The sequence below is a fragment of the Enterobacter sp. AG326 genome, assembly GCF_004362415.1.
Classification (GTDB): Bacteria; Pseudomonadota; Gammaproteobacteria; order Enterobacterales; family Enterobacteriaceae; genus Enterobacter; species Enterobacter asburiae.
Window position 1 is genome coordinate 67,977 of the sequence record NZ_SNXG01000007.1, and the last position, 25,334, is coordinate 93,310.

A 25,334-nucleotide genomic window follows, 5' to 3' on the forward strand; every position below is an offset into this window, starting at 1 on the left:
TTTTATATGTTTGAGCCTCTCGATCTTGCTTCAACATTTTTCTGGTAGATTGCGATGGCTTCATCCACCAGCGCTAATGGATACATAGTGTTTACTCCGATCCCTGATGGGCATTTAATCTTTTCCGCCCCTCTTTCGCTGCGTAATTTTTCACACCAATGCCAAAGCTCATCAATGGACATTACCTCAAGACTCAACTCCATTAAACGCTGTGGAACACTCCGAAATTGAGACAGATCTCGCAAGCTCTCTAATGAGTTAACTTTGAGCTCAACGTCATTGACTCTGCTTTCCAGTTCCTCGCGTTTTGCAATTTCCATTACCAAAGCATTGACTGTCTGTTGAAGACTTGTAGCAAAAGCACTTATCTCAGACTGTTCTTTTTTCGGCGGAGGAGGAAATTGTCCAAATTCACGAATAGAGGGTAGTACTTTATGGAACAACCATCGCTGGAATTTCTTGCCAGCGGAGGATGTATCTTGAGCTAAGACTCGATAGAGACCAGGTTCCGTCAAGAACGCTTCACTCGTAGCCTGACCATTCTCTATCATAGGGATGTTCTTGATTTCATCAGGATCCAGTGTTTGGATGACTGCCTTAATTACCGGAAGCAAGCTTTTTGGCGACTTACCATCCATCTTTCTGTTTTCAATAGAAAGCGTTTTCAAAACATCAGCTAAAGATACGTAAAACTGCCCTTTCTCATTGATACTGCGTATGTAGCTTTCACCACCTTCGCCTTCATAGCAAAGCTGTAATAAATTCATATTCATCTGGATCCCCACTTTTTTTCCACGATTATAACGTGGATACCGGCGCTATCATGGGGTGTCGGGGGTCGGAGGTTCAAATCCTCTCGTGCCGACCAAAAATATTAAATTAAACCAACCTCTTACGGTTGGTTTTTTTATGTCTGAAATTTGAGCGGGGAAAAACTGGGGAATAATTGGGGTGTTACACCGACATGCAAAACCTTGACACTGTATAAATAACCAGTTAAAAATTAACTGTATATCCAAACAGTAAAAGGAGGTTTTATGCGTGTCGAAATCAGTATTGCAAAAGAGAAGTTCTCTAAGCTTCCCAGCAAAGCTCCCGCTGCGCTGCAGGCTGAAATGGAAAGGCGCTTAAGCAAGGAATACCAGGATGTTGAGGTTATCGTTAAATCAGCCGGAAGCGATGGCCTGTCGGTTCTTCGGACGGTCGATAAGGACTCCGCCAAGAAGAAGGTTGAAAATGTACTAAAAGAAACATGGGAGTCTGCTGATGACTGGTTCTTCTGATATCGACAACATAATCATCTCGGGGGCTCGTATTTATTTCCCTCCAGATAATCGGCTACCAAAAGCATCCAGTGATATGCTTACCTTTGCTGTTGTACGCGATCCAGACACCATCCCGGATTATTTGCTTTTCGTTCATAAAGACGGCCAATGGGAGCTTGCCTCGCCTCGCTTTTTCAAAGAAGCGGCCCATGCCATATCCACTGCAACCAAAATTGCAAGCAGACGTTTCCCGAACGTTACCTGCTGAGTGATCGCTGATAATATCCTCGCTGGCTGGTAACCATTCAATACTCGCACTATCGGACGATCACCAGCCACCGCCGCCCGCTCTTTCATGTTGCGGGCGGTTTTCTTTCTGCATTCATAACCCCTATAACCCCATATCACTTGACGCCTCCTTCTTTAGGAGTTATTATAACCCCATCAAGACAACACAGAGAGCCGGAGGATGGATAGCAGGAATGCAATAGCAATGATAGAAGCCGACGGATGGTATCTGGTGAGAGTTAAAGGTAGTCATCACCAGTTCAAACACCCAACGAAAAAAGGGCTGGTTACGGTAAAGCATCCACAGAAAGACATTCCGTTACCAACACTGAAAAGCATCAAAAAACAGGCGGGGCTCTGAGCCCCCCTACTGGAGGTTTGCATGTTGTACCCTGTTGCTATTGATAAAGGCGATTCATCCTTCGGCGTTCGCGTACCTGATATTCCTGGCTGCTTCTCTGGCGGTGATGATTATCAGGACGCGATTGAAAGCGTGCGCGAGGCGATAGAAGCTCACATTGAATTACTGGTTGAGGACGGAGAAAGCGTACCTGAGGCTACTACAGTAGAAAACTGGTTATCCGATCCTGAATATGCCGGTGTGGTATGGGCACTGGTAGACGTGGATATAACACGCCTGATGGGAAAAGCGGAAAAAATCAACGTGACACTTCCCTCATTACTGATCCGTCGTATCGATCAGTTTGTGGCCGCGCATCCAGAATACGGCAGTCGGTCTGGTTTCTTGTCTCGCGTCGCGGCAGATAAAGTAATTGGACGAGAAAAACGATAAGCATCGAAAGAGGCTTTTAACAACAGGTTTTTTATGAAAATTTTTATTGTAAATCTTAAAAAATCAGTAGAAAGACGGCAGAAAATGGAAGCACAGCTTCATAGTCTGAGCCTTGAAGCTGAGTTTATCGAAGCTGTTGACGGCAGACTTATGTCTGAAGAGGAGATAAAAAGTGTCACTGCGAAAGTGAATTATGCTTTTCTTCCCGGGGAAATCGGTTGCGCATTAAGTCATCAGAAAATCTATAATAAAATGATTGAAGAGAATATAAATGATGCGCTAATTCTCGAAGATGATGTCATTTTGGATGAAGAATTTAAAACCGTTCTGGCACAAATCAGCATCCCTGCTGAACGTCCATCTGTTATATTATTAAGCCGCTCCAATAAATTTTTCAAAAAACCGTTAAAAAACTTAACGAGCAAGCATTCATTGCATAAAACATTACATGCAACCACAACTCATAGCTATATAATAAATAACAGAGCGGCTCATTCTTTACTTAAAGGTCTTAATCCTGTTTGGATTGTGGCAGATAAATGGGGGCTATTCGAAGATATGTCATTAGTTGACGTATATTCTGTAGTACCCCATCCGGTACATCTATCTGACCAGGCTAAAAACTCAACGATCAATATTCCTGAAGATGCTCAGGCTATTCACAAGCAAAAAAAAGAATTATGGAATCTACTTATGTCACGCAGAACGTTGAAGACGAAGATTAAGCATAAGTATAGAAGAACTTTCCTTCCAATTTTTAGCAAAGTAGTAAATCAAGGGAAAGGTTAAAGGTTTAGGTCAAGTTCGCAATGTGGGCTTGACCGGCCATTCAATATTTGGTGCGTTGCTGGTTTCAACACGGTTTAGCAAAATTCTATACTTTTTCCATTCAAGCAAAAGCGCATTTTCTTCGCTCGTTGAAAGTCCTAAGTCGACAGCATCTTGAAGTGGTGCCAATAAATCGTTAACCTCCAGCATCAATGCGGATTTTTTGTTTTTTGCTTCAATAACCACTTGATCCTTCGTTAATTCTGGTGGATTTGATAAAACTGGCTGACCATATTCATTTGCTATAATAACCTTGCCTCGAGCCTGCCCATTTATCAGATATTGATACCACCGCTCCGATATTTCGAATACATCATCAGGCCAAGTACCTGCAACTTTATACTCATTCTTGAGTAAGTCATTATAAAAACCGTTTTGGGAGGCACTATAATAAATAGACATATCAATATCCTTTTGCTACTAACATAAATGTACCGTAGGCGTTGTAAGTCTGAATAGTACAACCTGCATTTGAATATGAGGTAACACAAATTGTGGAGTCATCCCCACTACCATGCCCCTCTCCATTGTAAGTAATAACTACTGATACGCAAGCTGTAGGGAATGACACAGGGAAAGCGAAATATGTGCCTACATTTTTTGCGACATAGAGATTGCTCATAGCAACTTCCATAATGCCCGTAGACTCATCTTTGTGCCATAATGCGTTTGGTGAGGCGCCTCCAGAGTTACGCGGTCCGAGATAAATCAGTGCATTAGTCGATTCCTGCCGCATGTAAGGATACGCAGAATTATTCCCCGCAAGCCCAACACTTGTAATTGAGTCACGTCTTGCATAAGGGCTTAAATCCTGTTGTGGCGGTAGATTATTGGGTGAATATACACGTACTCCCGGAGTGTCATACAACCCCGCCCCGGCCTGAATTAACCCAACACTACTAATATTCCTCCCTGAGTGAATATCATCCTTGGCCTCAAGATAATTTGGGGCAACAACATTACCGTTCGACTGAATATTAACTGACGGTCCTTCACCAGCCCGTAAGTGAAGGACTTTATCGTCTGAGGCGTAAACAAGCCCCATTTCTGCGCCGGAAGTATTGAAAAACCAGAGGTGTTTATTACCAGAACCCCGAATGATTAATGCGTTTTGACTTAATTCAATTGCACCGTTACGCGCTCTTACATCACCAGGAAAGGTAACATTCTGGCTGTCTGCATCAAATTGCACCGCCCGGAAATACCTCCAGCCGATAGTGTTACCATCATCCTCACGAATGGCGAGGATCAGCTTAGAATTGGTGTAACTCACGAACTGGACTAACGGCCTGTTTACCCTTCCCCCCTGAGCGGGGCCGGTGGCGCACACAACATCGATATAATAAAAATCCTGCGTCAGGAACGGAGGGTTGTTGGTACATCCACGGGTATCTATAAACAGTGATTCGCCAACAACAAAAGGGTAAGTCGCAAAATCAATCGCACCATGATTCGAGTCGGAACTAAAGTTCCCTTTATAACCAACCGGTACGAGCGCACCCGCTGCATTGTCAGCAACATCCCTGACAGCCGCCGCCCTGAGTTCTAAATGTTCTCTGGCTAACGCCTTATCCTGAACATCAGAAAGATTATTTTCTTTCTGAAGGGCATTAACGATACGATGGTCATCCCCGGCGGCGACAGTGTTCTTCTCTGTGCCGACATCCAGAACAGCGGCCCCTTTCAGCCCAATATTTTTCCGCGATTCAGCGGCGTCCTTCACATCACGCAGGTTTGCATCCTGGCGAAGGAACAGACCATCCCCGGTTGCCACCTTCAGTTCGATATTCGCCGTTTCTGACACGGCAAGGCGAAACTGAAGTTTGACGCTGATACCACTTACCGGCTTCTCAATTGCTGCGCAGTTCGCCACGGCATACAGTTCGCCGGCATCGGTTAACAGCCCGACCTCACGAACAACAAAGCCCCCCACATCGGGAGGCAGTACCAGTTGCGCAATAAACTGATTCGCCTGGTCCGGCGAGATCTGCAATGCTGAAATCGCCGCCCGATAAACTTCATGGACAAGAGTGGTTAACGCCGGATCAGGTTTAACCGCCTGGCCGTTACCGTCGCCCACCACGAAATCTTTAATAATGACAGGTTTCCCGGTCGCAGAGGACTGCGCCTCCAGCTCTTTCCCTCTGTTGGTCAGAATACTGTAATACTTTTCAGCCATGGCTAAACTCCTGCCTCAATATCGACATCAATCCAGGCGGTAACAGCACCGCCGGTATAATACGTTCCCCTGGCGCCCAGGTCGGCAATCACGTCAATGGAGGTCAACAGACTCCTCAGGTTCTTCGCTTTATCGACTTGCCGCCGGATACGCTGATACAGCGCGTCATCAACCTCCTGAAGGCTGTAAACCTCAACGCGGAAGGTGTAGGGAGCCTTACGCGGCTGATCCTCCCACCACTCCACCACGGTCGTCGGGAGACTGACAGCGCTCAGTGACCGCCTTACAGCGCCGGCAGTACCGCGATGCTGATGGACATAGGCGGCATCTTTTAACACCTGACGCTTTTCAGCCTCAGTCCAGGCGTCTTCCCAGGAATCAACCGCAAACTCCCATGCGAGCCAGGGCAGCAAGTGCGCCGGGCAGGTATCGGGGTCTTTCACCTTACGCACCATTGCCGTATCCAGTGCGGTGATCTGCTCCGAGCTGGCCTGCTCCTGCGCCCGCTCAGGCTGAATGGCGGAGAGTGGTAGCAGGGAACGAAATTTATCCACCGGAGCCTCCTTTGCGGGTGACGTTTATCGCACTACACCAGGGAGCCTGCCCGGCGGCCACTTCAAGATCTGCGACCGGACTTATCAGCCTGACTCTGGAGACGCCGGGCTGCTGGAGTGCAGCGTAAATCGCGGAAAGCGGCACGAGGCCGTTTATGCGATGTGAAAGCAGGGTGTAGCTGGTCAGCGTGCTGATGGCATGCTCCAGCACCGTCTGCGCATCCGGTCCGTCGGGTATGTCCAGTTCAGCTGTTACCGCATAGCTGACAATGGTGGCGCTTTTGACACTGACATAATCAGTCAGAGGCCTGACCTCATCGGCGCTTAGTTCGCTCATCACCTTTTCCGTCAGGCCGGGGCTGGCCTCACCATTACCGGTTCGCGACAGGACATAGACATCCACTTCACCCGGGCGGTTGTGCGTTTCCGGACCATAGGCATCCGCATCCAGTACATCGTTATCCGCGGATTTGGCATGAAAGCGGTATGCGTTGCGCGCGCCTGCCGTATTCAGCTGCGCCCACGAAAGCTGGATACGCTCACGGAAAGCTTCATCGTCTTCATAGACAGGCTCGACGGGTGGCACGGCATCCGGATCGCCGGGATTTATCACCAAGCGGGAAACATTAAAACCCGCACCAATCTGGTCAAGATCGGCTCCTCTGGCGCTGGCAAGGAAAACAGCGCGAACCGCATCATTGACACGCTGAAACGCCAGGGTGAGCTGGTAGGCGTTGATTTCCCCCTGTTTATACGCCGGGTCTGATTCGACCAGAGCGTCGAATTCCGGATCCAGTTCCCGCAGACGCGCCAGCCAGCGGGTAAAAATATCGGCGGCATCCGGTACCACAATGGCATCCGGTACCGCCAGCGCAGACAGGTTAATTACGTCGTAACTATTTGCCATAAATCTGTATGCCTCCGGTGCTGACGGGAAGATTATTCTCTTTATTGATCCCCTCGATATCGACGACACACCCTGTTTCATCGGCCGGGAAAGTGACCATCACACGCGTGACCCGCAACCGGGGCTCCCAGCGCGCCAGCGCTGAGGCCGTGGCCGCGATAATCCGTAGCCGGGTAAGATCGTCGCGAGGGTTGTCCACCAGCGAAAACAGGTCACTGCCGTAATCACGAACCAGCACGCGGCTGCCGACGGGGGTGGAGAGGATGTCGCTGACGGACTGGCGCAAATGATCGCTGCCGGACAGGCGTTTACCGGTCCGGCTGTTTACACCGTTCATAATGTTTTTCCGTATGAGGATCGCCAGGAGGCGGAGAGTTAACCGAAATAATCCGGGCCAGTTTTATCCTTGCTGCCGGATTTTTTAGAGGATTTTGCAGGCTTGCGGATATCAACCACCAGGTTGTACGTGTAGCTGAAGCCGGCAGGCGTCAGGGAATAGACCAGCGATTCCACCACCCAGGCACGATCTTCCCGCTCGCCAAAGCCGGACGTGGAAACGCCGGATTCTGCCGTAAGCGGGACATGTTTCGGGCGGCACGGTCCCGTCACCGTCATTTTCTGCTCATTGCGCCGGGCCTGCGTTTTTTTCGATTTAGCCTGCTGGTCAGCAGTGGCCTTTGCGGGCTGGGTATAGGGATTCGCCATCGAGGGGCCGTCATGGTCAACAGTGGTGGTTTTGGTCTTCCCGTCCGCTTCATCGTAATAGCGCACACCGATTTTTCCCGATGACTTACCGCTGCTGCCGGTGGCTTTCCCCGTCGAACTCCCCCGCTCACCCTCACTGTATGACCAGTTTGAGACTTCCTCCGGGGTGATAACCAGCTCCCCGGTCTGCTCACCTGAGGCGTTAGCCGTTGCGCCCTTCCGGAGAAAAAGCCAGTAACCGCCGGAAGGTTTGCTGACCGCATTCCAGGTCCTGGCAAGCCGGGTCAGCAGGTTCGCATCCGATTCTGCCACCTGGTCAACATGGTCAATATGGATATCGGCGAGCTCCGCGGCTACTTTTGACTTCAGCCCGTTTTCCGTGGCGATGGTCCTGACCAGATCCGCCAGACGAATGTTATCCCAGCTGCGTGTTTTCTGGCTGAGCACATCACCGGGCTGTTTTTGCGCGTTCATGGGCGCGGCGGTGGCATAAATCTCGATACGCCGCGGCGGACCGCTGCTGCCAACGCCGGACACCACAAACCAGCCCTTATCCACCAGCTGGTCATTAAACCCCAGCGCCACGCGCAGTCGTGCCCCTTTTGTCGGCAAAGGGAGCGTTTCCGACAGCAGCGTGATTTTCAGCTCATCCGCCTTTGTCGTGGCACCGCCATAATCGGTCAGCGTCAGCTCTGCCAGACTTTGCTGCAGCGCGCGGGTGATATCTTTCCCCTCGGCGCTGACGCTGAAAGCGGGAGCATATTCCGGTTTAACTATCTGTTCAGTCATATTAATCCCACAGGCTGAAAGCAGAATCCTGAACCGGCGGAGCCAGATCCGGCAGGGTAATAAAGAGACCTGACGGGTAAACCGCACCGATATCAGCCAGCCCCGGATTCGCTTCAAGTACCTGCGTCACGATAAAAGACAGGTTTTCCGTGCCGTAATGCGTTGCGCAGACTGCATCAAGCACATCACCGTCACGGGTTTGATATGTCATCGGCATAATGTTTCAGCGTCATCGTCCAGTTTTTATTTCGGTGGCCACCACCGGGCAGGAAACGGTTTGTCGTGTCGGAGAAGTCGATCACCACCCACCAGCCCAGCACATCCCCTTCACCGCTGACCAGCTGCTGTGGCTTGTTCTGGTCGGCGAGATCGTAGAGATCGTTAACGGCATCCACCCCCTTACGAAAGAAGGCATGCGATTCTCCCTCAAGCCGGACGGTTCGCCCAGGCTTGCCGGTGTACTGCAGCAGGTCCTGTTTGCCGATGCGCTCCTGCTCGCTCCATCGCCAGCTGGCCTCACGGGTCAGCTGGTTATACGCCGTGGTATCGATGGAAAAGGCGAAATCGCCCAGCATCATCATCACCCGGGCGGCCTGGGCACCACGCGCCGCGCTGGCACTGGCCTGCCCGAAGTCTTCAAAGACAGGAATAATTTCACTCACCAGATTTGCCCTCCGTCCAGCATGCTGTTATTACCATTAAAAGCAGGGCTGCTTTTCGTCATACCCTCGACCTCATCAGCAATCGCCCGCTCGTCCTGCCCGGGTGCACCATGAATTTCAAACCGGTATTCAAAGCGGCGATTGTCTGTCAGCTGTCGGGGTGCGGCGGGAGCATCTGCTGAATCCAGCTTCTGCAGCAACATATCCCAGCGACCTTCAGCCTCTGTGCTGGTAGCCTGCTGGAGTGAATCCTGCTCCGTAATGTCCGGTACCACCTGCGGCGATGTTTCTGGCGGTAACGGCGACAGCAGGGTCCGGGGATAATGATCCCATGCCGTAGGGCCGGTACCGGGCGTGACAGACTGCGGCTGTGCCGGCTTCATTAACCCGTCCGTTCCGAACAGTGCGCCACTGTTCTCCGGGGTGAGATATTTATCAAGGGTGGTGTTAAATGTCTCCTCGTCATCACGGAAAAAGCCCCGCGTATCCCGGTAGGATTTTTTCACATCGTCCGGCAGATCCGGTTTTTCTTTAAGCTGCTGTTCGAACCACTCTCCCTGGCCGTTGCGCTGCGCCGTCATGCGGGCGATATCGACCGAGCCGGTCATGGCCAGCGATTTGAGCACGTCCCGCTGATCGCTTCGCTCATCCGGCAGCAGCCAGGACAGTTTTTTCGCCAGCGCGTACGCCACTTTTCCGACGAAAAAGATCCCCTGCCCGAACGTCAGCACGCCGGGGTAGAGGTCATTACGCAGAAAACTGACGATGCGCTTGATCCCCCCGCCTTTAAACCACTCCGCCATATCGTCCGTCAGACGGCGCACATCCGGCGCCAGTTCGTTACCGAGCTGACCGGAGATTTCCGCCACAGCAGAAGAGAAGACGGTCTGCAGGTTGGTAATAGCGCGGTTGCCCTCCATTGCACCTTCAGCCCCCTCTTTCGTGACGAGGTTATACCGGCGCTGCTCGTCCATCAGGTCGCGGTAACTCTTCCCGGACTGCTTCAGCAGCATCAGGAGCTTGCTGGCCTCGCCGCCAAACAGCGAATCCAGCGCAAATGAAGCTTTCGACTCATCCTGCAGGCTGAGCGCGCGCTCAACGATTTTTTCAAACTGTGCCATATCGCTGAGCCCGGCCAAATCCCCCGCCTTAAACCCGAGCGTCTCAAACGCGTCCTGCAGCGAGCCCTGCTTACCGTTCTGCTTGTATTCCCCTGCCTTGTGCAGATACTCCTCAAACAGATCGCCGATATTCTCGCCGTTCATGTCGTACTGTTTTGCGAGGGTGTCCCAGGCATCAAACGTCGGGATGTCCACGCCATAACTTTTCGCCACGCCCGCACGTCGGGCCGTCTCCGCATTGGTAGCCGCCGGTGCTATCAGGGTGCCCAGCGCGGAAGCCACCACCCCACCGCCGCCGATCGCCAGCCCCGGTGCCACCATGCCGCCCAGCTGTCCGGCGATACCCAGACCGCGGCGAAACAAGCCTTTACCGGCCCCTTTAAATGACGCCAGCCGCTGCGCCTTCTGCATCTGCTGGTTCAGCTTCTGCTGTTCGGACTCCGTTTTACGGATTTCACGGGACACATCGCTGTAACGCCGTTTCAGATCGCCAAGGCTCTGCCCGGCAAGCTTTGCTTTTTTAATCTCCGCCGCCAGCTTCGCCTGGTCTTTGGTCAGTTTTTCTGACTGCTTCCCGACGTCCTTCAGGCTCTTTTGCAGGCCGTTCGCTGAACGATTCCATGAGCTGTCGATATTGCCGCCAAACGTAATGACGGCCTTAAGATTCTGGCTTAGTCCGGCCACGATTTACCGCCTCCACTTCGTCGGTGAGAAAATCAGAAAACACGCTGAACGGCATATCCAGGTATTCCGTCATGGGAAAATGCAGGCGCCGCCCGAGAAAGCGTATCGCCCGGATCAGGCTTCTTTCGGTCGCTCCCCGGGCGGGAGCATAAAAACATTAAATGCGTCCAGCAGCTGCGCATAATCTGCCGCTGTCAGCTGCCAGATATCCTGCTCACTGAGATTGCACAGCAGCGCAATCATGCGCGCTTCTTTTTCTTCTTCGCTGCCCCGATCCTTGGAAAAAGCAATGCGATCGCGCACCAGCGGCTCGCGCAGCGTCACCTGTTCGAGCAGGCCACCGTTCTCAAAGGAAACAGGGGAATACAGTTTGATAACGCGGGTTTCACCAGGAAAACTCATAACACTCTCCGTAAAGTAAAAACGGCCCGAAGGCCGTTACAGGATAAAGACAGGCTCAGAGACGGACTTTCGCCGCCAGGCCGGACAACACATCCACGCCATTTACCCGGCGCGAGAAGCGCTCCGTATCAATTTCAAAGAGCTCGCGGCCGTCTTTGGTCTGGCGGTAATAGCTCACGGCGATGTCCACTGTGACGGCATTTTCGGACAGGCTGTCTTTGCCCCGCGCATCCGGCGTGACGGTCTGCACAAAGCCCTCGATCTCCTCGATGGTGCCCAGCGCGGTGCCGTTCGCCAGATAGCCCTGATAGGCCGTAAAACGCGGGCGACTGCCACTGACAAAACCAAAGGCAGTCAGCATGTCCGTGTCCACCCCGTAAAACTTCAGCTGGCAGGTCAGCGCCTCCATGCCGTCATCCACGGGAGAGGGGGCGTCCTGTGCGCCGGTGCGCAAATCGGTTTTGACAATGGACAATGCCGGCGGCGTAAATTCATGTGCGCCCTGAATACGGATCCCCTGCCGGAAGAAGGTCCAGACGCGTAACGTGTTTTTTTCGCTCATGCTGCCAGCATCTCCTCAAGCGCATAGTTGTTATTCACCCGGACGCGCAGGCTGATAAGTTCAGTCGGCGATTTCGGACCAAAGTCATAGTTGATGTACAACACACCAGCCGCCATGCTCTCAGCGGTATTAAGCTCCTCATCCAGCCAGGCACGACCGCCGAAAATGGCACCGAGGCCGATCAGCTGACGCATATAGGCGTTGATGGTGCCGATGATGTCGTCGGCGTTTTCCCGGTCGAGTGGGCGGTCAACGTATTCCAGCATCGTCTCCTGAATGCTGTCCTCGATGACGTCTGCAGTGCGGCGAACCGATTCAAAGCGCCACTGGGGATTGGTTCCGCACAGGCGGTTACCCCAGTGCTTAAACCCGGCACGGCGTATAATAGTGGACACGTTCTGCATGTTGAGCAGGTTCGCATCGCAGTTTTCATCGCCGAGAATGAACTCGTCGACCTGCTCCACGCCGAGGATATTGTTGATGTCCTGGTTGGATTTGCTCCACCACCAGCCCTTCTCAAAGTCGATACGGGCGCGCAGTCCCGCCGCAAAGGCAGAATACGGACGGTAGACCAGCTGGCCGTCGGCATTGCTGACCTGAACGCGCGGGCGCAGCAGCTCAGTACGCATGCCGTAGGACTGACGACGCTGAACCACTTCCTGTAGGGTGGCGCCGGATTCACAGTCTACATACGCCACTGCGCGTAGTTTGCCGGCAACGGTTTCCAGTGCCTTGCCCACGGCGTCATCCTCACTGAACCCCGGCGCAATGACGATTCGGGGCTGGTACGTCGTCACCGATTTTGCAGATGACAGCGAGCCGATCCCGGTAAGCACCGCTGCACGCTGTTTCGCTTCGTCGGTTTCTTCCGACACACGAACCACCACCGTCAGGGCATTTCGCTGATCGTTGATTTCGGTCAGCGCCGGTTTCAGCGAGCCCTTCTCCCCCAGGCGGGAGAGCATCGTGGTACCGACAATTGCCACCGGCGTATTCAGAGGGAACGGCTCATCCTCGCCACCGGAGAGCTGCAGGCTGAACGGCGTGACAATACCGCTGCCGGTACCCTTCGCGGTCACTTTCACATCCGCCACCGCGTTCACGGCCGTGACCACCTCTGCTGGCGTTGCCGTCAGCTTGCCGGATTCATCACAGCCCAGCGTGATGGTCAGCGTTAAAGCCGTTGCGTCCCACACAGCCGTCGTCTCCACCGCGGCGGGATTTTCTGCATCAGGCACCCCGGCTACCGCCTCAGCCAGCAGGACATTGCCCGCCCTGCCGGCCTTCGTCGCGGTAAATTCGACAACGTTATCCAGAATAGGCGTCCCGACGGTACCCGCTGCCGGCGTCCCGGCTGAGGCATCCGGCGCGGTACCCACCAGACCGATAATAGCCGTCTGGATCGTCGTGACCGCGACCGTACCGGATGTCAGTTCGATCGTTTCCACACCATGTAAATTCGCCATTCATTTTCTCCAGGCATAAAAAAACCTGCCGCGGCAGGTCACATTTTTTGATTGGGGGGATTCGTGGTACCGCCGCCGTCACCATTTTCTTCATGGTCATGGCCATTGTAAGTTTCGCGGATCGCGCTCATTTTCCCGGTACCGTCCGAAATCTCCTGAGTTGCACCAATATTTCCGGCCACGTTCGCGTCGGCATTGAATTGCGACACGCCCTGCACGGTGAGGGTTTCAGTAATTTCCACCGGACCGTCCAGCGTACCTTTCCCGATGATTTTGTAGGTGCCGCCCTCCGCCAGGGTAATGGTCAGGGCATGCGCGGCACGGTCATAGCGGATCTCGGTACCGTCGCCGTATCGGGTGATATGCTCGCTGTCGCTGCCCTCCGGTACCGGCAGCGCGCCGGTATTCCAGCCGGGAAACACCCGGCCATTATTCAGCTCGCCCGCCTCCGACAGTACCGTGACCGCATCCCCGACCGCATACGGATTGGAGTCAGCCCGGTTAACACCCGAAAAGCCCTGGCAGAGCGGTAGCCAGGTGGTGGTGATGTCGCCCAGGTCCACCCGGCATTTCGGTATGCCGTCATGCTTTACGGAATGAATAACCCCGCGCCTGACAATATTTGCCAGACGGCGCTGTAAATCGCCCTCGATATCACTCATCGGGTTTTGCCTCGTAAATCAGCTGATAGTCATCCACATGTGTCCGACCGATATCCGGTGCCTTGCCCAGCCAGGCCGCTTTCAGCGGGGCATTCAGCTGTGCAAACGGATCCGCACCAAAGGCGGCTGACTGTGTGAAGGAGATTCGCCAGACCAGGTAATCATCCATACGCGGATCAAACTCATCGCGTGCTGCATCGATAAAGATGGCTGGCTCCAGATGGGTCAGGCCGAACTGCTGGCCGTCAATCCACTGCGTGATATCTGCGGCCGCCGTGCGCAGGAAAATTTCCGGGCGACTGACATCTGCCCCGGCTGCATCCACCACCACGAACAAATCGCAGGACAGATTAACGTTGAGCTGCCCCTCGTTGCCCCCGCCCTGTTCCCAGCCGTTAATGGAGAAATAGACCGCCGGGGTGGTCAGTCCGGTAAATCGGGGGACATTTTTTTCCGGATAGGCATCGGCGTCGCGCACCCAGTCAATTTTTTTCAGCGCGCCGGTGACAGCATCGTGATACTGCCCCAGCAGCAATGGCTCAGCCATGGTTTACCTCAGACAGATATACGGGCTTTCACACGCCCGCGCAGATCGGTTTCAAAGTGATGCATGAAAATCTCCATCGCCTCCGCAAAGGCGTTATCCTCGATGTAGTTCAGCATCGGCTCATAAATATCCACTTCCGCCTCGCGGGTACGACGGGTATCCGGATCGCGAATAACCACCGTCCGCCGGTTTTCACGGCGGGAGCGCGCCACCTCCCCGTTTTCAAACGTGCGCGGGGAAAGCAGGCTGCCCTTTGGGGTAAAGCCCGCGTTTTCTGCCTGGCGTCGCGCCTTTATATACCGCCCGGTGGATTTATCCCGCCGGGTATGGTGAGGCCTGACCCGCCCGTTAATCCGGCCTTTCAGGTCTTTTACCTTGATGGCATTGAGACCAAACCAGAGACGAAAATTATCCAGTTGTGACTGAGAGGCGCGATCAAGACGAAAGGAAAGCAGACGCCGGCGCACCAGATCCAGGCTGCGTGGCGCCAGCCCGTCTTTCAGGTCTGCCATCGCTTTTTTACGCAAGGTGGCGGCGGTACGTTTCAGGGCGCGAGAGTACGCCGCCCGAAACTGTTTATGGGTGGCACCGATGTGCTCCGCTATCCGCCAGATGGCATCCACATCGATATCGACAGGCAAATCCCGTCGCAGTCTGGACTCACGCGCCATGTCAGCTCCACTTATTGATATCCGGCTGCACCTTACCCGGTGCGCCATACGCCAGCGTGACGCGGGTGCGGCCATCTTCATCAGCCCCGACGTGCGTCACACGATAAGCCGTGCCGTTGATCTCAACGCCGTGATGCTTCTCAAGCCCCGCGATATCGGCGGTCATCGCGCTGAATGCCGGAGAGCGATCCTGAATTTGCCCCCCGCCGGGCACATCAACCGGGGCATCAGGCGTCTCGAAAATCACGGTAACAGGACGCAACTCAGCGTCGACAGACAGGACGGCAGGCACCTCTTCGGCAAATGCCCGGGAAATCCGGGCATCCGCTTTTAACAGGCGTTGACGAAAGCGGTTCATCAGTAGCCAAGCCGGACCGGAACAGTTCCGACATCAGCCGCCGAGTCTGCCCAGGCCGTGCCCGCAAGAGGGTTCGGTGCTGCCGCCTCCCCCGCTTCTGCTGTCAGCTTACCGTCAGCCAGATACAGCTTCTGGCCGAGAGTGACCGCTTCCGCTGCCTTTGGCAGAACGAACACGCCCGTGGTGTGCAGCACGCCCCACAGCCCTGCCGGGATGTCATCGTGAGCGACGCCAACCAGCGCCCCTGAAAGCACGGCGTCACCCGAATGAATATCGGTTGCACCGGTATTCTGAAAATCAAGGGTGCTGCCGTCCTGCTGATAATTTTTCGCCATTTTTCTCTCCAGACAAAAAAGGAGCAGCACGCGCCGCTCCGTAATAAAAAACCGTCAGATGAAGGTCGTTATTTTTTGGTGACTTTAACCATGCCGCGCCAGTCAAGCGGTGCCACACCTGCATCGATACGCACCTTGAACGCGGCACCGTCAACGGTGAAGCCCTGCTGCTGCTCCAGATATGGGGTGTCGATGCCGTCGAGATAGGCCACTTCGATAGTGTCGCGTCCCTGTGCAGCGGTCAGGTAGTAATCCGTCGGGCTGCTGTCGTCCAGGCGGGCCTCAGAAGCCACCGTCACAAAGTTCTGGATCGGGTTCACGATACCGCTGTTCGCATCTGCGCCTGGTACGCTTGCAGACTTGATCAGCTGGTTAGCCCGGGACTCGATAGCCACTGGCGTCAGCATGTAGGCCGGGCGAATATTCAGACGGCGATCGCCCGATTTTTGCAGCAACATCGCCTTACGCGCCGTATCCAGGCCTTCGATACTCAGGTCGGCGGAGACCAGGTTGCCGTGGTCAGCGTGGAACAGCGGCTTACCGTCCGACATTTTCGGGTTGCTGGTCAAAACAGCCCACACCAGATCGCCCACGGTGGCACGCGCAGCAAGCCCCATTGCCTGCGGGATACGGGTCAGCATGTCCAGGTCATCGTTGATGATGGTATGGCGGTCAATGCTGAAAAGTTCGCCGTAGGTCGCCAGGGCAATTGGCTCACCGCGATCCTTGATGGTGACATATTTATATTCCGCCCCGGCGCGGACCTTGCGAAGCGATGCCAGTGATTCCAGGCCGACGCGGTGCGCGGTTTTGAAATCGGTCAGCGTGCCCTTGCGGGTCCACTGTTCGAACGACTCTGTAGCCTCATCCCAGCCCATCAGCGCCGCCTTGTGCGCCACATCCATCAGGATATTGCCGAAATCGCTGCTGCTGTGGGTGAACGCCAGCCCGACCATCGCCTGTGCCGTGCCAGCGCCGGAGATACCGATGCCGCGATCGACCAGGGAGGCGCGCGCCAGTTCGCGCAGGGTGTAACCGTTGTAAGCGTTATCCTTCTCGGCCTGCGCATAGCCCGCGCGGGTCATTACCGCAGAGCGAATGGAATCACCGACCAGATTGCCGTTACCGGCATAAAGGTGAATGGCCCCCGGACCGGCGCTCGGGGTGGTACCCGCCGCCAGCGCCTGCAGCAGTTTGTCGCGGGCCTTTTCGGCGTTGCAGGTGAAGTCGGCAAGACATTCCGCCTTCAGCGTCGCGAAAGCCGGGAACGCCTCAAACACGGCTGAGACGGAATTCACGCGCTCCGCGTTCGCCGTCTGCATCTGCTGCTGCAGCTGCCGGGCCAGCGCGGTGATATCTATGTTTGTCATCTGCGGCGCGGGCTGTTGTGGTGCTGGCGGGTTAAGGTTTGCCTGTACCGGCGAGGGCTGCTGTACCGGCGCAGGTTGCTGTGGCTGATTCACCGGGGCTTCGGCACGCGGCGCAAAAAGGGATTTAATCTGTTCTGGCATGTTCTGGTAATCCTTCAGTTTATTTTCATTCACACAGGCCGCGGCCTGCAGTTCAGGTTCAAGCGTGTCGGCGAAACCTTTTTCCACCGCCTCGGCACCGTTAAGCCAGGTCTCCGCTTTCAGCATCGCTTCCAGCTCTTCCTGCCCCAGTCCGGTTTTGTTCATGTAAGCGCTGAGCATCAGGGCTTCGTTACGATCAAGCCAGGCGGCGTAATCGCGCATGTCGTCAGAATCCCCGGCGATACCGCCCCACGGTTTGTGGACCATAATCCAGGCGTTTTCCGGCATGTGCACCGTGGCGCCGGGCAGGCAGACAATCATCGAGGCCATGCTGGCCGCCACGCCGTCCACCCAGATATCCACCTTCGCTTTCAGCCGCGACAGGGTGTTGTAGATGGCAAAACCCTGCATGACATCGCCGCCGGGGCTGTGGATATGCAAATCCACCGCGCTGGCCTCAAACACCCCCGCCTCTTTACAGTCGGCGACGAACTGCTGGGCAGTGATACCCCAGCCGCCGATCACGTCATAAAGGAAAATTTCGACCCGTCCGGCAGCCAGCGCGCGGATTTCGTACCAGCACTGGCCGTTTGCCGCATCGACACCCGCCAGGCTGGCGCAGGGGTTAATCATCATCGTCCGGCTCACGCCGTTTATCGTCTGGTTTTGCCGTTGCATCTGGCATCGCTCCTTTGTCATTGGCGGCGTCGGAATCAAACACCAGCCCGTGTTTACGGTTAAATTCAGTTTCACGCAGTCGCTGGCGCTTAACCTCCTGAGGATTTTTCCCCCTGGCCCGCGCCCATTCCGCTTCAGTACCGGCACCGCCACGCACAATGGCTTTCCAGGCGTTCGCCTCCTTGCCCGGATCAATCCACGGCATCACCGGCCCGAGATAAAGCGCGTTATAGAGAGAATTCGGATCCACATCCGGCGGGACTTCAACGCCGCTCAGCAACGCCATCGCCAGCCATGCACGGTAAACAGGCCGGCTGTGCTGGCCGACAAACCACTGTTGCAGGACGTTGTACCCTTCGAAGCTCTCCACCAGCTCCTGACGCTGGGAGCTGTAGGTACCGTTATAGTCCCGGGCAATGCTGGAATAGCTGCCGCGCGTACCGGCGGCCACAGCTCGCATCTGCCCGTTCCGGAATTCGTAGAGATGAACATTCGGGCGGTTTGACTCAACCATGCCCAGGTCTTCGCCGGGCCGGAGTTCGTCATAAATCATGCCCGGCGCGATATCGTAGTGACGCTGACCACCGGGCGCTGAAAACTCACTTTCATCGCCAAGGGACTGCGCATCGCCACGCTTGATATAGAACCCAAGCGCAGCGGCAATACGGGCGGCCACGCGCTCGCTCTCTTCATAATCCTTAATGTCTGACAGACGGGTAATGACCCCGTGGATCAGGCTGATACCCCGCAACTGGTGCAGTCGCTTGCGTTGCGCCAGGTGAAGCATGTTGTCAGCTGAGACGGTTTTGAGTTCGGCGCTGAACCGCGTCATGTTCGCCGGGTGGTATTTGTAAACCCGGTACCCGACAGGGCGGCCCCAGTCGTTCACGATGATGCCCTGGCGAACCTGCTGGCCGGCGGTGCTGTTCAGGTTGAACGGCACAAAATCCGCCTCCAGCATTTCCAGCGAGAACGGTACGGAGGTGGCATGCTGCAGGCCCGGCACATTCCCCCTGACCAGCTGCGTGAACACTTCCCCGTCACGCAGCGCAGAACGCAACAGCAGGCGCTCGGCTTCCGGGCGGGTAAACATGCCGGTCACTTCCGGACGCACGGACCATTCCGCCCAGAGTGCCGAAAGCTGCCCGGCAAAATCGGAATGGAGATTACCCTCCAGATCGAGTGGCTGAGGCTCAACATGGATGCCGTGGGCGCCAATTACCCGGTCTTCCATTTTGTCGAACAGGCCGATCACGAGGTCATGGTTTTCATCGAGCCAGCGGGCCTGTTCCCGCAGGGACTGGCCTGCTGCAAATACCGAGGTGTCCGCAGACTGGCTTTGCTTTTTGGCCTTGTGCAGCCGTGACGGGTTGGCCGCTTCATACGCATTAAGCCGGAGTCTGTCCCGTGCGCGCGCCGCTGCCCACCCGGGGGAAATAGCCCCCAGTGTTCTTTCAAGAATGCCCATAGAACGCCTTACAGAAAGTTAGCGAGTTTGTACGAACCACCACGGCTGTTGACCGCCCGCCAGCGACGCTCCCAGTATTCAAGCTCGTCGCGCAGCGCTTTCGGGTCGTGGTTGGTAATGGCGCGACCATTTACGCCGGTAAAGGAGATACTCTTGCCGTCCAGCGAATCCTGGTAGGCCTGACGCACCATCAGCAGCGTTCTCCAGATGTCGTCTTTCGTCACAGCCAGCCCCCCTTACCGGAAGATCCCAGCCAGCTGCCGGACAGTCCGGCGCCCTTTTCAGGTTCAGCCTGGACAGTCGACTGAACAGGTTTTGTTTTTTTCACGGTTATCTCCCGGGGGCGTTCCCCTTCATGAATATTTGGGTTGAGATCCTGCGGCTCAGCCCATGCAGGAGGTTTTTCCCAGTCGCGAATTTTTTCGTAGCCGCGCAGAACCGCGACGGCGTGGGCATAGCAGAACAGGTCAAAGGCTTCGTTGGCGCCCTTGCCTGGCTTACGCCATTTGCCATCCACGCCGCGCTCTTCGTAGGTCAGTTCCTCGTAGAACCACTCCCCCAGCCAGTCGGGAAAATGGATATAGCCTGCTCCGGGAGTCTCACGATCAAGGTTATTGCTGAGCTGATCCTTGAGCAGGTCGGTCTGCAGCAGATACACCGGCACCTCACCGCGCGCATCGGCGCGACGGTCGCTGCGTTCGGTATTATTTGGATGGGTTTTAGTGATGATTTTCTGGCGCTTTGTGCTGTCGCCCTTGACCAGGTAAACACGTTTACCCAGGCCATCGCGGCGGCACTGTCGCCAGAATTTATAGGCGTTGTCCGTTACGCCTTCTTCACCGCCGCTGTCGACGGCCATCGCCAGCACCGACATACGCCGCGTCGGATCAGACTGAAGGGCATACGTTTTTTCCAGCACATCGGAGACCAGCAGCTGCCAGTCCTCCGGATACGCACCGGGGTGAATCGGCTCCGCCTCGCCATGCTCATTGCAGCGCAGCGACTGGCGGATGTTGTAGCGATCCACCAGCCAGCGCTCACCGTTTTCGCCATAACCGATAATCTGCACGACGAAACGCCGCTTTTTGCCGCCCTGAACGTCGACTGCCGCCAGCAGGAAACGTACTTTTGGCGGAACCAGGCGTTTACCGTAATCCTCCGCACGCAGCATCAGCACATCGGCGCGGCGTTGTTCGCTGGCCGAACGCGGCAGATACGGTAGCCCCCAGTCGGTATTGATTACCGCCTTGAGGGTTTCTTCGCTGCCGGTGGCCTCATACTCCTGCTCAGCTGTCAGCAGCTTGTACACCAGCTGCGCCCAGGTCTGATACGCGGCTGCGGGTCCTTCCATCCAGAACGACGCAATGCGCGAACGGCGTGGCTCCCCGGAAATATTGCCGTCACGGTCAATACTCTGACCTTCACGCAACCAGACGCCCACCCCATTAAGCTCGCGCTTTTTATCTGCGGTGATAACGCTGCTGCAGTGCGGGCAAAGCAGATGGGCCGACTCGCTGGCTTTCACCGGATCAGGCTCATCGCGGTAGCCGGTCATCGCCTCCATCGCCGGCTGAAAATATTCACCACAGTGCGGGCACGGCCAGTACCACCGACGGCGATCACCACGGTTGTACAGAGAAAGTGCACCAGTCGTTGGCGGCGCTTCATGGGGAGATTTACGGCGCCATTTACTGTCGCGAATGTCCCGGCCTGGCGAACACTCCACCAGCGTCATCCCGGCGGACATAAAGGTCGTGGTACGTTTGGAAGCCAGGGTAAAACCGTCACCCTCGCCGTCGATATCCTCAGGGAAGCGGTCATAGTCCGTGAGCGCCACACATTTGAAATCTGACGAGGACATGATGTTAATGGAAGGCCAGCCAATCTTGAGATAGTTCCCCGCCAGAAAGGTACGATCATGCACGTTGTTGTCGTTTCGCAACGGGCTCAGGCGTTTTGCCACCTCAGGACTGACACGGAAGGTTCGCGCCAATCGCTTTTTTGAGTGTTCCCGGGCTTTCTCTTCGGTCATCTGAACGACAAGCATATCGGACGGGTCACAGACAATGTTGTAGACCACCCAGCCATCCACCAGGCCGATCGTTTTCCCCGTTCGTGCCGGACCAACAAACACCACCGCATCGTATTCACGCATCGCGAGGCAGTTCATCGGCTCGATCACATAGGGAGCGACAGCAGGGTCCCAAGGTACCGAGTTACCAGCTCCCATAGGTACGCGCATAAATTTTTGAACCGCCTCAGCCACAGGCATACGGCGCGGGGCTCTGAGAATGGCGGAAGCGTTACGCCTGACTTCCGCTGCCGTGGCCTGTCGCATGATTTACTCCTCTTCTGGCATATCCTCCTGTTCTGGTGAGTCGGCCTGCTCAACTTTGAGGGCTATCTGATCGCGCAGATCGTCAATAACCTGCTGCACCCTGACAACCGCAGAGGGCGTCATTGCACAATCTCGTTCAAGAATGTCGGGTAACGTCTCCAGCACCTGAACCATCGCTTTTGCCATGGAGGAAAATTCTCTGGTCACTTCTGACGCGGGGATAAGTTCCCCTGTTTCCTGCTGAAACTTGAGCCGTTCACGCTCCGACTGAAACCAGGCTTTACGATCCGGGGGAAGCATTTTGTCGACATCCACCAGCTCGGACGGTGTGGTGCTTGTCAGCAGCTTCCGCAAAATATCGGTGACGGTATAAAGCTTGAGTTTCGGATTGCTGCCAGGTGCGGGTTGCACATTTGCCAGCTTGCCTGAGACCGTCTGGCGGTGCAGATCGGTAATGGCTGCCAGCTGAGTGATATTCAGCCGGAAATTTTTCAGTTCGTTATCCATGATGATGAACAAAAAATAGTCATTTCGACATCCTGCAAATGCTCAGGACTGAAATATCAAGAGGTTAAACGGATGATGATGAAACCCATAAAATGCAAAAAACTAGCCGTTTTCCGCGTGTCCGCGCCCCCTCGGTGTTCAGAATCGCCAGGAGTACCTTTTCAAATGAGAATCAATCTCGAATGAATATTCCCTAGCGGGGATAATTCTCATCTTCGCTCTTGTTCGATTTGACGAATCCCAGCGAAATTGTTGTTGCCCTTTTCAATAACGGCCAGCAGCGGCTTAATCCAGAGCACAGCCTGGCAGTACGTTATTGAGCTGGTGGCAGCGGTACGATCATCGGCTGCGTCAGGTCTGCCGGTATCGGCGTGCATTGCGCTGGAACGTAAACGGTGCGCGTATTCGAGCAGCCCACCAGCAATGTCATCAGGAATAGGCAGATCACAGGTTTTTTCACGGCGGAGAATCTCCCGGTATTCGATTACAGTTTCTTCGGTACTGGTGTCGATCAGGGAGTTAAGCCTATTGGCTTGTTCTGCGACCTGATTGAATCGATTAAAGTTGAATGCCTGGGTGGCGATCACCTGCCCCTGCAAAGAGTTGTCACTTCGCAGAACGTCATTATCGCTCTGTAGGCCACTGGCGTTTGAGCAACTCTTAACGAGAGCGACCGAAAGGCCAGCAATAACGACAACGCCGATAAGACCTGCATTAATTTTCATTGGTCCAGCCCCCAGCACGCCAGCGCACTTTCTTGATCGCGCCGCTCGACCTGCCCATAGCAGCCATTCTTCTGGCCTTTGGTTAGTCGGCAATCACGGCCGCCGTCTTTAATCCACCAGCGGATAGCTTCACAGGCCCCTTTCCGGTCACCAGCATTAATGCGCTTATAGAAAGTAGAAGGGAAACATTTCCCCGGTCCGATGTTGTACGGGCAGAAAGATGCGATCCCGGCTTTCTGCGGTTCGGTAAGCGGTACCGTAATATTACGGTTAACCCATGCCAGAGCCTTATTGCGTTCGATGGCGTTCACCTGATTGCACGTTTCCTGTGTCAATTTCATGCCCTGCACAACCGGTTTACCATCAACCATTGTGGCGCCGCGGCAAATAGTCCAGATACCACCGCCATCTTTATACGCCGTGAGGCTGTTACCCTCTTTCTCATTCAGAAACTGATCGAGAATGACGGATGCCGGCGCACCAGCGAGTACCAGCCCCAGAACAGCAGCACTCAATTTTGCTCTGGTTCCCATCACTCACCTTCCTTTTGTAATGCCTCAACGACCACGCTTGCAGCTGCAGGACGTTCGTGAAGGGGTTTGTCACCAACGCCTTTCAGGTAGTCATTGACCATTTTTGTGCGCTTCTCGTCCTCTCTCCGCCTGCGGTGGGCATCCACCCGCCCACTTAGGTAAGAGGCTAACGATATAAGCAGGCCGGCTGCGCCAAAGAACATGAACACCAGGTCCTGAGTGGTAAATCCAATGGCAGACGCAAGAGCTGCTACCCACGCGAAGAACTGCGTGAAGATGTTCCCTGAATCGTTCATTTTCATCGTCTCTCACCTCGCTGTGTGCGGGTGCTGTGTGGAGGAAACAAAAAAGGCCACCAGATGGCAGCCTTAGAAATGAAAAGCCCCACCGAAGCGAGGCTATTTGAATTAGAGGCACCTCATCCAACAAACCACCCGAGGTTAATTGGATTTTGACGAGATGCTTTTGGATGAGCGCTGAACCCAAAGGTCAGTATTTTTACACAGCAATTTTGCAAAAAGCAGCGCCCATTCAAAATGGGGAGCTTTTCAGTCACTCCGGGTAACCCATCATCGCAGACCGAAAAACTTTAACTGGAGCGGGCAGCGGGAATCGAACCCGCATCATCAGCTTGGAAGGCTGAGGTAATAGCCATTATACGATGCCCGCATGGCACGCTGTACTGGAGTCGAACCAGTGACCGATTGCTTAGAAGGCAATTGCTCTATCCTGCTGAGCTAACAGCGCTTGGTCCGCCATCGAGGCCTCGAACCCCGTACAAAAACAACAGCGAGGTTGCTTGCTCTTCCCGATGAGCTAATGGCGGTTTGGTGGCCCTTGTTGGGTTTGAACCAACGACCGGGCGATTATGAGTCGCACGCTCTAACCGCTGAGCTAAAGGGCCGGGAGCGCGATGATACCTAAGCGAAACTACCCTTGCAACAATAAGGTCTTATGACAACCGACCATATGACAGGGGTACTGGTGCTATGCACCTTCGCGAATACCCCTGTCGTATCGCCGGAAAGCAAAAGCCCCGACTGGCGGGGCTCTCGTTATAATCAAATTGTCGCTTAGACTCGCTGCCATCGCGGCGCAGCTCTGCCAAGCATGAATGGATTATCTAATTTCTTGACGCGTTTTCAACGTTTAACAAGGAAAATAGCACTAATTGCTAAAATTAGCGGCATTATGAAACTTTCTCCAGGCCCCGGCGCACAGAAAGAAAGACCTTTGCCCGGAATATCTCAAGACACCAACGCACACGCTCTCTGGCCTCTCTGTCTGTCAACCATGGAGCTAAACGCTGCAGCTCTCTGGAGATATCTGACATTTTTTTGCGGGTGGTGTAATACTGGCATCCAACCAAGTAAACGGGATCGGCCAACTCGAACGCCTGCAGCACAGCCTCCTCTACAAATTCGACATCATCAGCGCTCATAGCCTCATCGACTAAACTGGCTTGCGGTTCAGGCCAAAGAATTGAGCGGGCACGTTTCATAGCCTGCTCTCCACGATAACCCTCTTCTCTCGCCTGATTCAGCGCGGCAGTGAAACGTTCAAGAGCTTTGTCGGACCAGTTTTTGCCACGGATGACATTCCAGCACGAATGCCCTGTTGGTTTACATGGTGCAGTATCTCCACGCACCCCATCACCCCATACACAAAGGAGTGATTTGATCCAACCAGCCTGGATGCCTGTAAGCAATACGGACTTGCCCAGATAGCGCTTATGAGTGGCGTTCGCCACTGTGGTAAAGGCATTAAGATACTTACGACGTTGCTGCGGTGTCATT

Annotated in this window: 32 protein-coding genes and 3 tRNA genes; 5 read left to right on the forward strand and 30 right to left on the reverse strand. The window is 54.7% G+C overall.

Annotated features, from left to right (window positions below):
* Nucleotides 1–2 precede the first annotated feature (2 nt).
* A complete protein-coding gene (locus DFO52_RS18560; RefSeq protein WP_032634139.1) occupies nt 3–773 on the reverse strand; it encodes a BRO family protein in 771 nt (256 codons plus the stop codon).
* A gap of 264 nt (nt 774–1,037) precedes the next feature.
* On the opposite strand from DFO52_RS18560, the gene DFO52_RS18565 reads away from it, so the two are divergent.
* The 5 genes from DFO52_RS18565 to DFO52_RS18585 all read left to right on the forward strand — a co-directional run bounded on the left by DFO52_RS18565 (nt 1,038) and on the right by DFO52_RS18585 (nt 3,135).
* Nucleotides 1,038–1,283, forward strand: coding sequence for a DinI-like family protein (locus DFO52_RS18565; protein ID WP_133550938.1), 246 nt, complete (start codon nt 1,038–1,040; stop codon nt 1,281–1,283).
* Entirely contained in the window at nt 1,267–1,533 is a 267-nt protein-coding gene (locus tag DFO52_RS18570) for a hypothetical protein (RefSeq protein ID WP_133550939.1), read from the forward strand. The genes DFO52_RS18565 and DFO52_RS18570 overlap by 17 nt, the downstream gene beginning before the upstream one ends.
* A gap of 201 nt (nt 1,534–1,734) precedes the next feature.
* On the forward strand, nt 1,735–1,914 hold the full coding sequence (locus DFO52_RS18575) for a type II toxin-antitoxin system HicA family toxin (RefSeq protein WP_012906750.1): 180 nt from the start codon (nt 1,735–1,737) through the stop codon (nt 1,912–1,914).
* 21 nt (nt 1,915–1,935) lie between these two features.
* Nucleotides 1,936–2,346 (forward strand): type II toxin-antitoxin system HicB family antitoxin, encoded by a 411-nt coding sequence (locus DFO52_RS18580; protein ID WP_133550940.1) that lies wholly within the window; start codon nt 1,936–1,938, stop codon nt 2,344–2,346.
* Between the two features lie 33 nt (nt 2,347–2,379).
* Nucleotides 2,380–3,135, forward strand: a complete 756-nt coding sequence (locus DFO52_RS18585) for a glycosyltransferase family 25 protein (protein WP_133550941.1) — start codon at nt 2,380–2,382, stop codon at nt 3,133–3,135.
* A 9-nt stretch (nt 3,136–3,144) separates the two neighbouring features.
* Here the strand turns inward: DFO52_RS18585 and DFO52_RS18590 are convergent, their stop codons facing one another.
* The 29 genes from DFO52_RS18590 to DFO52_RS18730 form a co-directional block, all read right to left on the reverse strand.
* Nucleotides 3,145–3,576, reverse strand: coding sequence for a tail fiber assembly protein (locus DFO52_RS18590; RefSeq protein ID WP_133550942.1), 432 nt, complete (start codon nt 3,574–3,576; stop codon nt 3,145–3,147).
* Between the two features lies 1 nt (nt 3,577).
* On the reverse strand, nt 3,578–5,353 hold the full coding sequence (locus DFO52_RS18595) for a phage tail protein (protein ID WP_133550943.1): 1,776 nt from the start codon (nt 5,351–5,353) through the stop codon (nt 3,578–3,580).
* 2 nt (nt 5,354–5,355) lie between these two features.
* Nucleotides 5,356–5,907: a phage tail protein I gene (locus DFO52_RS18600; protein WP_133550944.1), complete on the reverse strand. Its 552-nt coding sequence runs from the start codon at nt 5,905–5,907 to the stop codon at nt 5,356–5,358.
* Nucleotides 5,900–6,814 (reverse strand): baseplate J/gp47 family protein, encoded by a 915-nt coding sequence (locus DFO52_RS18605; RefSeq protein ID WP_133550945.1) that lies wholly within the window; start codon nt 6,812–6,814, stop codon nt 5,900–5,902. Before DFO52_RS18605 ends, DFO52_RS18600 begins: the two co-directional genes overlap by 8 nt.
* Nucleotides 6,804–7,151 (reverse strand): GPW/gp25 family protein, encoded by a 348-nt coding sequence (locus DFO52_RS18610; protein WP_133550946.1) that lies wholly within the window; start codon nt 7,149–7,151, stop codon nt 6,804–6,806. Before DFO52_RS18610 ends, DFO52_RS18605 begins: the two co-directional genes overlap by 11 nt.
* Nucleotides 7,152–7,189: 38 nt before the next feature.
* Nucleotides 7,190–8,308 (reverse strand): contractile injection system protein, VgrG/Pvc8 family, encoded by a 1,119-nt coding sequence (locus DFO52_RS18615; RefSeq protein ID WP_133550947.1) that lies wholly within the window; start codon nt 8,306–8,308, stop codon nt 7,190–7,192.
* Nucleotide 8,309: 1 nt separating this feature from the next.
* The gene (locus DFO52_RS18620; RefSeq protein WP_023311224.1) at nt 8,310–8,525 is read right to left on the reverse strand and encodes a tail protein X; all 216 of its coding nucleotides are present in this window, start codon (nt 8,523–8,525) and stop codon (nt 8,310–8,312) included.
* Nucleotides 8,500–8,970 (reverse strand): phage tail protein, encoded by a 471-nt coding sequence (locus tag DFO52_RS18625; protein WP_133550948.1) that lies wholly within the window; start codon nt 8,968–8,970, stop codon nt 8,500–8,502. Before DFO52_RS18625 ends, DFO52_RS18620 begins: the two co-directional genes overlap by 26 nt.
* Nucleotides 8,967–10,775, reverse strand: a complete 1,809-nt coding sequence (locus DFO52_RS18630; protein WP_133550949.1) for a hypothetical protein — start codon at nt 10,773–10,775, stop codon at nt 8,967–8,969. The genes DFO52_RS18625 and DFO52_RS18630 overlap by 4 nt, the downstream gene beginning before the upstream one ends.
* A gap of 114 nt (nt 10,776–10,889) precedes the next feature.
* A complete protein-coding gene (locus DFO52_RS18635) occupies nt 10,890–11,177 on the reverse strand; it encodes a phage tail assembly protein (protein WP_023311221.1) in 288 nt (95 codons plus the stop codon).
* Between the two features lie 55 nt (nt 11,178–11,232).
* The gene (locus DFO52_RS18640) at nt 11,233–11,739 is read right to left on the reverse strand and encodes a phage major tail tube protein (RefSeq protein WP_023311220.1); all 507 of its coding nucleotides are present in this window, start codon (nt 11,737–11,739) and stop codon (nt 11,233–11,235) included.
* A complete protein-coding gene (locus DFO52_RS18645) occupies nt 11,736–13,205 on the reverse strand; it encodes a phage tail sheath C-terminal domain-containing protein (RefSeq protein WP_133550950.1) in 1,470 nt (489 codons plus the stop codon). The genes DFO52_RS18640 and DFO52_RS18645 overlap by 4 nt, the downstream gene beginning before the upstream one ends.
* 38 nt (nt 13,206–13,243) lie before the next feature.
* Nucleotides 13,244–13,867, reverse strand: a complete 624-nt coding sequence (locus DFO52_RS18650; RefSeq protein ID WP_133550951.1) for a phage baseplate assembly protein V — start codon at nt 13,865–13,867, stop codon at nt 13,244–13,246.
* A complete protein-coding gene (locus DFO52_RS18655; RefSeq protein WP_133550952.1) occupies nt 13,860–14,414 on the reverse strand; it encodes a hypothetical protein in 555 nt (184 codons plus the stop codon). Before DFO52_RS18655 ends, DFO52_RS18650 begins: the two co-directional genes overlap by 8 nt.
* Nucleotides 14,415–14,422: 8 nt before the next feature.
* Complete coding sequence (locus DFO52_RS18660; protein ID WP_023299864.1) at nt 14,423–15,085, reverse strand: hypothetical protein; 663 nt, start codon at nt 15,083–15,085, stop codon at nt 14,423–14,425.
* A 1-nt stretch (nt 15,086) separates the two neighbouring features.
* A complete protein-coding gene (locus DFO52_RS18665; RefSeq protein ID WP_133550953.1) occupies nt 15,087–15,443 on the reverse strand; it encodes a hypothetical protein in 357 nt (118 codons plus the stop codon).
* Entirely contained in the window at nt 15,443–15,778 is a 336-nt protein-coding gene (locus DFO52_RS18670; protein ID WP_133550954.1) for a capsid cement protein, read from the reverse strand. Before DFO52_RS18670 ends, DFO52_RS18665 begins: the two co-directional genes overlap by 1 nt.
* 68 nt (nt 15,779–15,846) lie before the next feature.
* On the reverse strand, nt 15,847–17,922 hold the full coding sequence (locus DFO52_RS18675; RefSeq protein ID WP_133550997.1) for a ClpP-like prohead protease/major capsid protein fusion protein: 2,076 nt from the start codon (nt 17,920–17,922) through the stop codon (nt 15,847–15,849).
* Nucleotides 17,915–19,435, reverse strand: coding sequence for a phage portal protein (locus tag DFO52_RS18680; RefSeq protein ID WP_133550955.1), 1,521 nt, complete (start codon nt 19,433–19,435; stop codon nt 17,915–17,917). The genes DFO52_RS18675 and DFO52_RS18680 overlap by 8 nt, the downstream gene beginning before the upstream one ends.
* An 8-nt stretch (nt 19,436–19,443) precedes the next feature.
* Nucleotides 19,444–19,659, reverse strand: coding sequence for a hypothetical protein (locus tag DFO52_RS18685; protein ID WP_048221188.1), 216 nt, complete (start codon nt 19,657–19,659; stop codon nt 19,444–19,446).
* Nucleotides 19,656–21,773, reverse strand: coding sequence for a phage terminase large subunit family protein (locus DFO52_RS18690; RefSeq protein ID WP_133550956.1), 2,118 nt, complete (start codon nt 21,771–21,773; stop codon nt 19,656–19,658). The genes DFO52_RS18685 and DFO52_RS18690 overlap by 4 nt, the downstream gene beginning before the upstream one ends.
* Nucleotides 21,774–21,776: 3 nt before the next feature.
* The gene (locus tag DFO52_RS18695) at nt 21,777–22,280 is read right to left on the reverse strand and encodes a DUF1441 family protein (RefSeq protein ID WP_133550998.1); all 504 of its coding nucleotides are present in this window, start codon (nt 22,278–22,280) and stop codon (nt 21,777–21,779) included.
* 209 nt (nt 22,281–22,489) lie between these two features.
* Nucleotides 22,490–23,005 carry a hypothetical protein gene (locus tag DFO52_RS18700; RefSeq protein ID WP_133550957.1) on the reverse strand — a complete coding sequence of 172 codons (516 nt, stop codon included), beginning with the start codon at nt 23,003–23,005 and terminating at the stop codon, nt 22,490–22,492.
* On the reverse strand, nt 23,002–23,538 hold the full coding sequence (locus DFO52_RS18705) for a lysozyme (protein WP_133550958.1): 537 nt from the start codon (nt 23,536–23,538) through the stop codon (nt 23,002–23,004). The genes DFO52_RS18700 and DFO52_RS18705 overlap by 4 nt, the downstream gene beginning before the upstream one ends.
* The gene (locus DFO52_RS18710) at nt 23,538–23,840 is read right to left on the reverse strand and encodes a hypothetical protein (RefSeq protein WP_063448863.1); all 303 of its coding nucleotides are present in this window, start codon (nt 23,838–23,840) and stop codon (nt 23,538–23,540) included. Before DFO52_RS18710 ends, DFO52_RS18705 begins: the two co-directional genes overlap by 1 nt.
* A gap of 292 nt (nt 23,841–24,132) precedes the next feature.
* Nucleotides 24,133–24,207: transfer RNA gene (locus tag DFO52_RS18715), tRNA-Gly, on the reverse strand.
* A gap of 1 nt (nt 24,208) precedes the next feature.
* Nucleotides 24,209–24,285 (reverse strand) — tRNA-Arg (locus DFO52_RS18720).
* 81 nt (nt 24,286–24,366) lie between these two features.
* Nucleotides 24,367–24,442 (reverse strand) — tRNA-Ile (locus DFO52_RS18725).
* A 285-nt stretch (nt 24,443–24,727) separates the two neighbouring features.
* On the reverse strand, nt 24,728–25,333 hold the full coding sequence (locus DFO52_RS18730; RefSeq protein ID WP_133550959.1) for a hypothetical protein: 606 nt from the start codon (nt 25,331–25,333) through the stop codon (nt 24,728–24,730).
* Between the last annotated feature and the right edge of the window lies 1 nt (nt 25,334).

Excerpts from the sequence above, each read along its gene's own strand:
- DFO52_RS18705 (WP_133550958.1), bottom strand. The coding sequence starts at position 23,538 with ATGGGAACCAGAGCAAAATTGAGTGCTGCTGTTCTGGGGCTGGTACTC.
- DFO52_RS18695 (WP_133550998.1), bottom strand. The coding sequence starts at position 22,280 with ATGGATAACGAACTGAAAAATTTCCGGCTGAATATCACTCAGCTGGCA.
- DFO52_RS18635 (WP_023311221.1), bottom strand. The coding sequence starts at position 11,177 with ATGAGTTTTCCTGGTGAAACCCGCGTTATCAAACTGTATTCCCCTGTT.
- DFO52_RS18575 (WP_012906750.1), top strand. The coding sequence starts at position 1,735 with ATGGATAGCAGGAATGCAATAGCAATGATAGAAGCCGACGGATGGTAT.
- DFO52_RS18655 (WP_133550952.1), bottom strand. The coding sequence starts at position 14,414 with ATGGCTGAGCCATTGCTGCTGGGGCAGTATCACGATGCTGTCACCGGC.
- DFO52_RS18645 (WP_133550950.1), bottom strand. The coding sequence starts at position 13,205 with ATGGCGAATTTACATGGTGTGGAAACGATCGAACTGACATCCGGTACG.
- DFO52_RS18595 (WP_133550943.1), bottom strand. The coding sequence starts at position 5,353 with ATGGCTGAAAAGTATTACAGTATTCTGACCAACAGAGGGAAAGAGCTG.
- DFO52_RS18650 (WP_133550951.1), bottom strand. The coding sequence starts at position 13,867 with ATGAGTGATATCGAGGGCGATTTACAGCGCCGTCTGGCAAATATTGTC.
- DFO52_RS18590 (WP_133550942.1), bottom strand. The coding sequence starts at position 3,576 with ATGTCTATTTATTATAGTGCCTCCCAAAACGGTTTTTATAATGACTTA.
- DFO52_RS18690 (WP_133550956.1), bottom strand. The coding sequence starts at position 21,773 with ATGCGACAGGCCACGGCAGCGGAAGTCAGGCGTAACGCTTCCGCCATT.
- DFO52_RS18640 (WP_023311220.1), bottom strand. The coding sequence starts at position 11,739 with ATGAGCGAAAAAAACACGTTACGCGTCTGGACCTTCTTCCGGCAGGGG.
- DFO52_RS18670 (WP_133550954.1), bottom strand. The coding sequence starts at position 15,778 with ATGGCGAAAAATTATCAGCAGGACGGCAGCACCCTTGATTTTCAGAAT.
- DFO52_RS18580 (WP_133550940.1), top strand. The coding sequence starts at position 1,936 with ATGTTGTACCCTGTTGCTATTGATAAAGGCGATTCATCCTTCGGCGTT.
- DFO52_RS18585 (WP_133550941.1), top strand. The coding sequence starts at position 2,380 with ATGAAAATTTTTATTGTAAATCTTAAAAAATCAGTAGAAAGACGGCAG.
- DFO52_RS18570 (WP_133550939.1), top strand. The coding sequence starts at position 1,267 with ATGACTGGTTCTTCTGATATCGACAACATAATCATCTCGGGGGCTCGT.
- DFO52_RS18620 (WP_023311224.1), bottom strand. The coding sequence starts at position 8,525 with ATGCCGATGACATATCAAACCCGTGACGGTGATGTGCTTGATGCAGTC.
- DFO52_RS18610 (WP_133550946.1), bottom strand. The coding sequence starts at position 7,151 with ATGAACGGTGTAAACAGCCGGACCGGTAAACGCCTGTCCGGCAGCGAT.
- DFO52_RS18565 (WP_133550938.1), top strand. The coding sequence starts at position 1,038 with ATGCGTGTCGAAATCAGTATTGCAAAAGAGAAGTTCTCTAAGCTTCCC.
- DFO52_RS18675 (WP_133550997.1), bottom strand. The coding sequence starts at position 17,922 with ATGATTAACCCCTGCGCCAGCCTGGCGGGTGTCGATGCGGCAAACGGC.
- DFO52_RS18605 (WP_133550945.1), bottom strand. The coding sequence starts at position 6,814 with ATGGCAAATAGTTACGACGTAATTAACCTGTCTGCGCTGGCGGTACCG.
- DFO52_RS18665 (WP_133550953.1), bottom strand. The coding sequence starts at position 15,443 with ATGAACCGCTTTCGTCAACGCCTGTTAAAAGCGGATGCCCGGATTTCC.
- DFO52_RS18560 (WP_032634139.1), bottom strand. The coding sequence starts at position 773 with ATGAATATGAATTTATTACAGCTTTGCTATGAAGGCGAAGGTGGTGAA.
- DFO52_RS18710 (WP_063448863.1), bottom strand. The coding sequence starts at position 23,840 with ATGAAAATGAACGATTCAGGGAACATCTTCACGCAGTTCTTCGCGTGG.
- DFO52_RS18615 (WP_133550947.1), bottom strand. The coding sequence starts at position 8,308 with ATGACTGAACAGATAGTTAAACCGGAATATGCTCCCGCTTTCAGCGTC.
- DFO52_RS18700 (WP_133550957.1), bottom strand. The coding sequence starts at position 23,005 with ATGAAAATTAATGCAGGTCTTATCGGCGTTGTCGTTATTGCTGGCCTT.
- DFO52_RS18730 (WP_133550959.1), bottom strand. The coding sequence starts at position 25,333 with ATGACACCGCAGCAACGTCGTAAGTATCTTAATGCCTTTACCACAGTG.
- DFO52_RS18660 (WP_023299864.1), bottom strand. The coding sequence starts at position 15,085 with ATGGCGCGTGAGTCCAGACTGCGACGGGATTTGCCTGTCGATATCGAT.
- DFO52_RS18680 (WP_133550955.1), bottom strand. The coding sequence starts at position 19,435 with ATGGGCATTCTTGAAAGAACACTGGGGGCTATTTCCCCCGGGTGGGCA.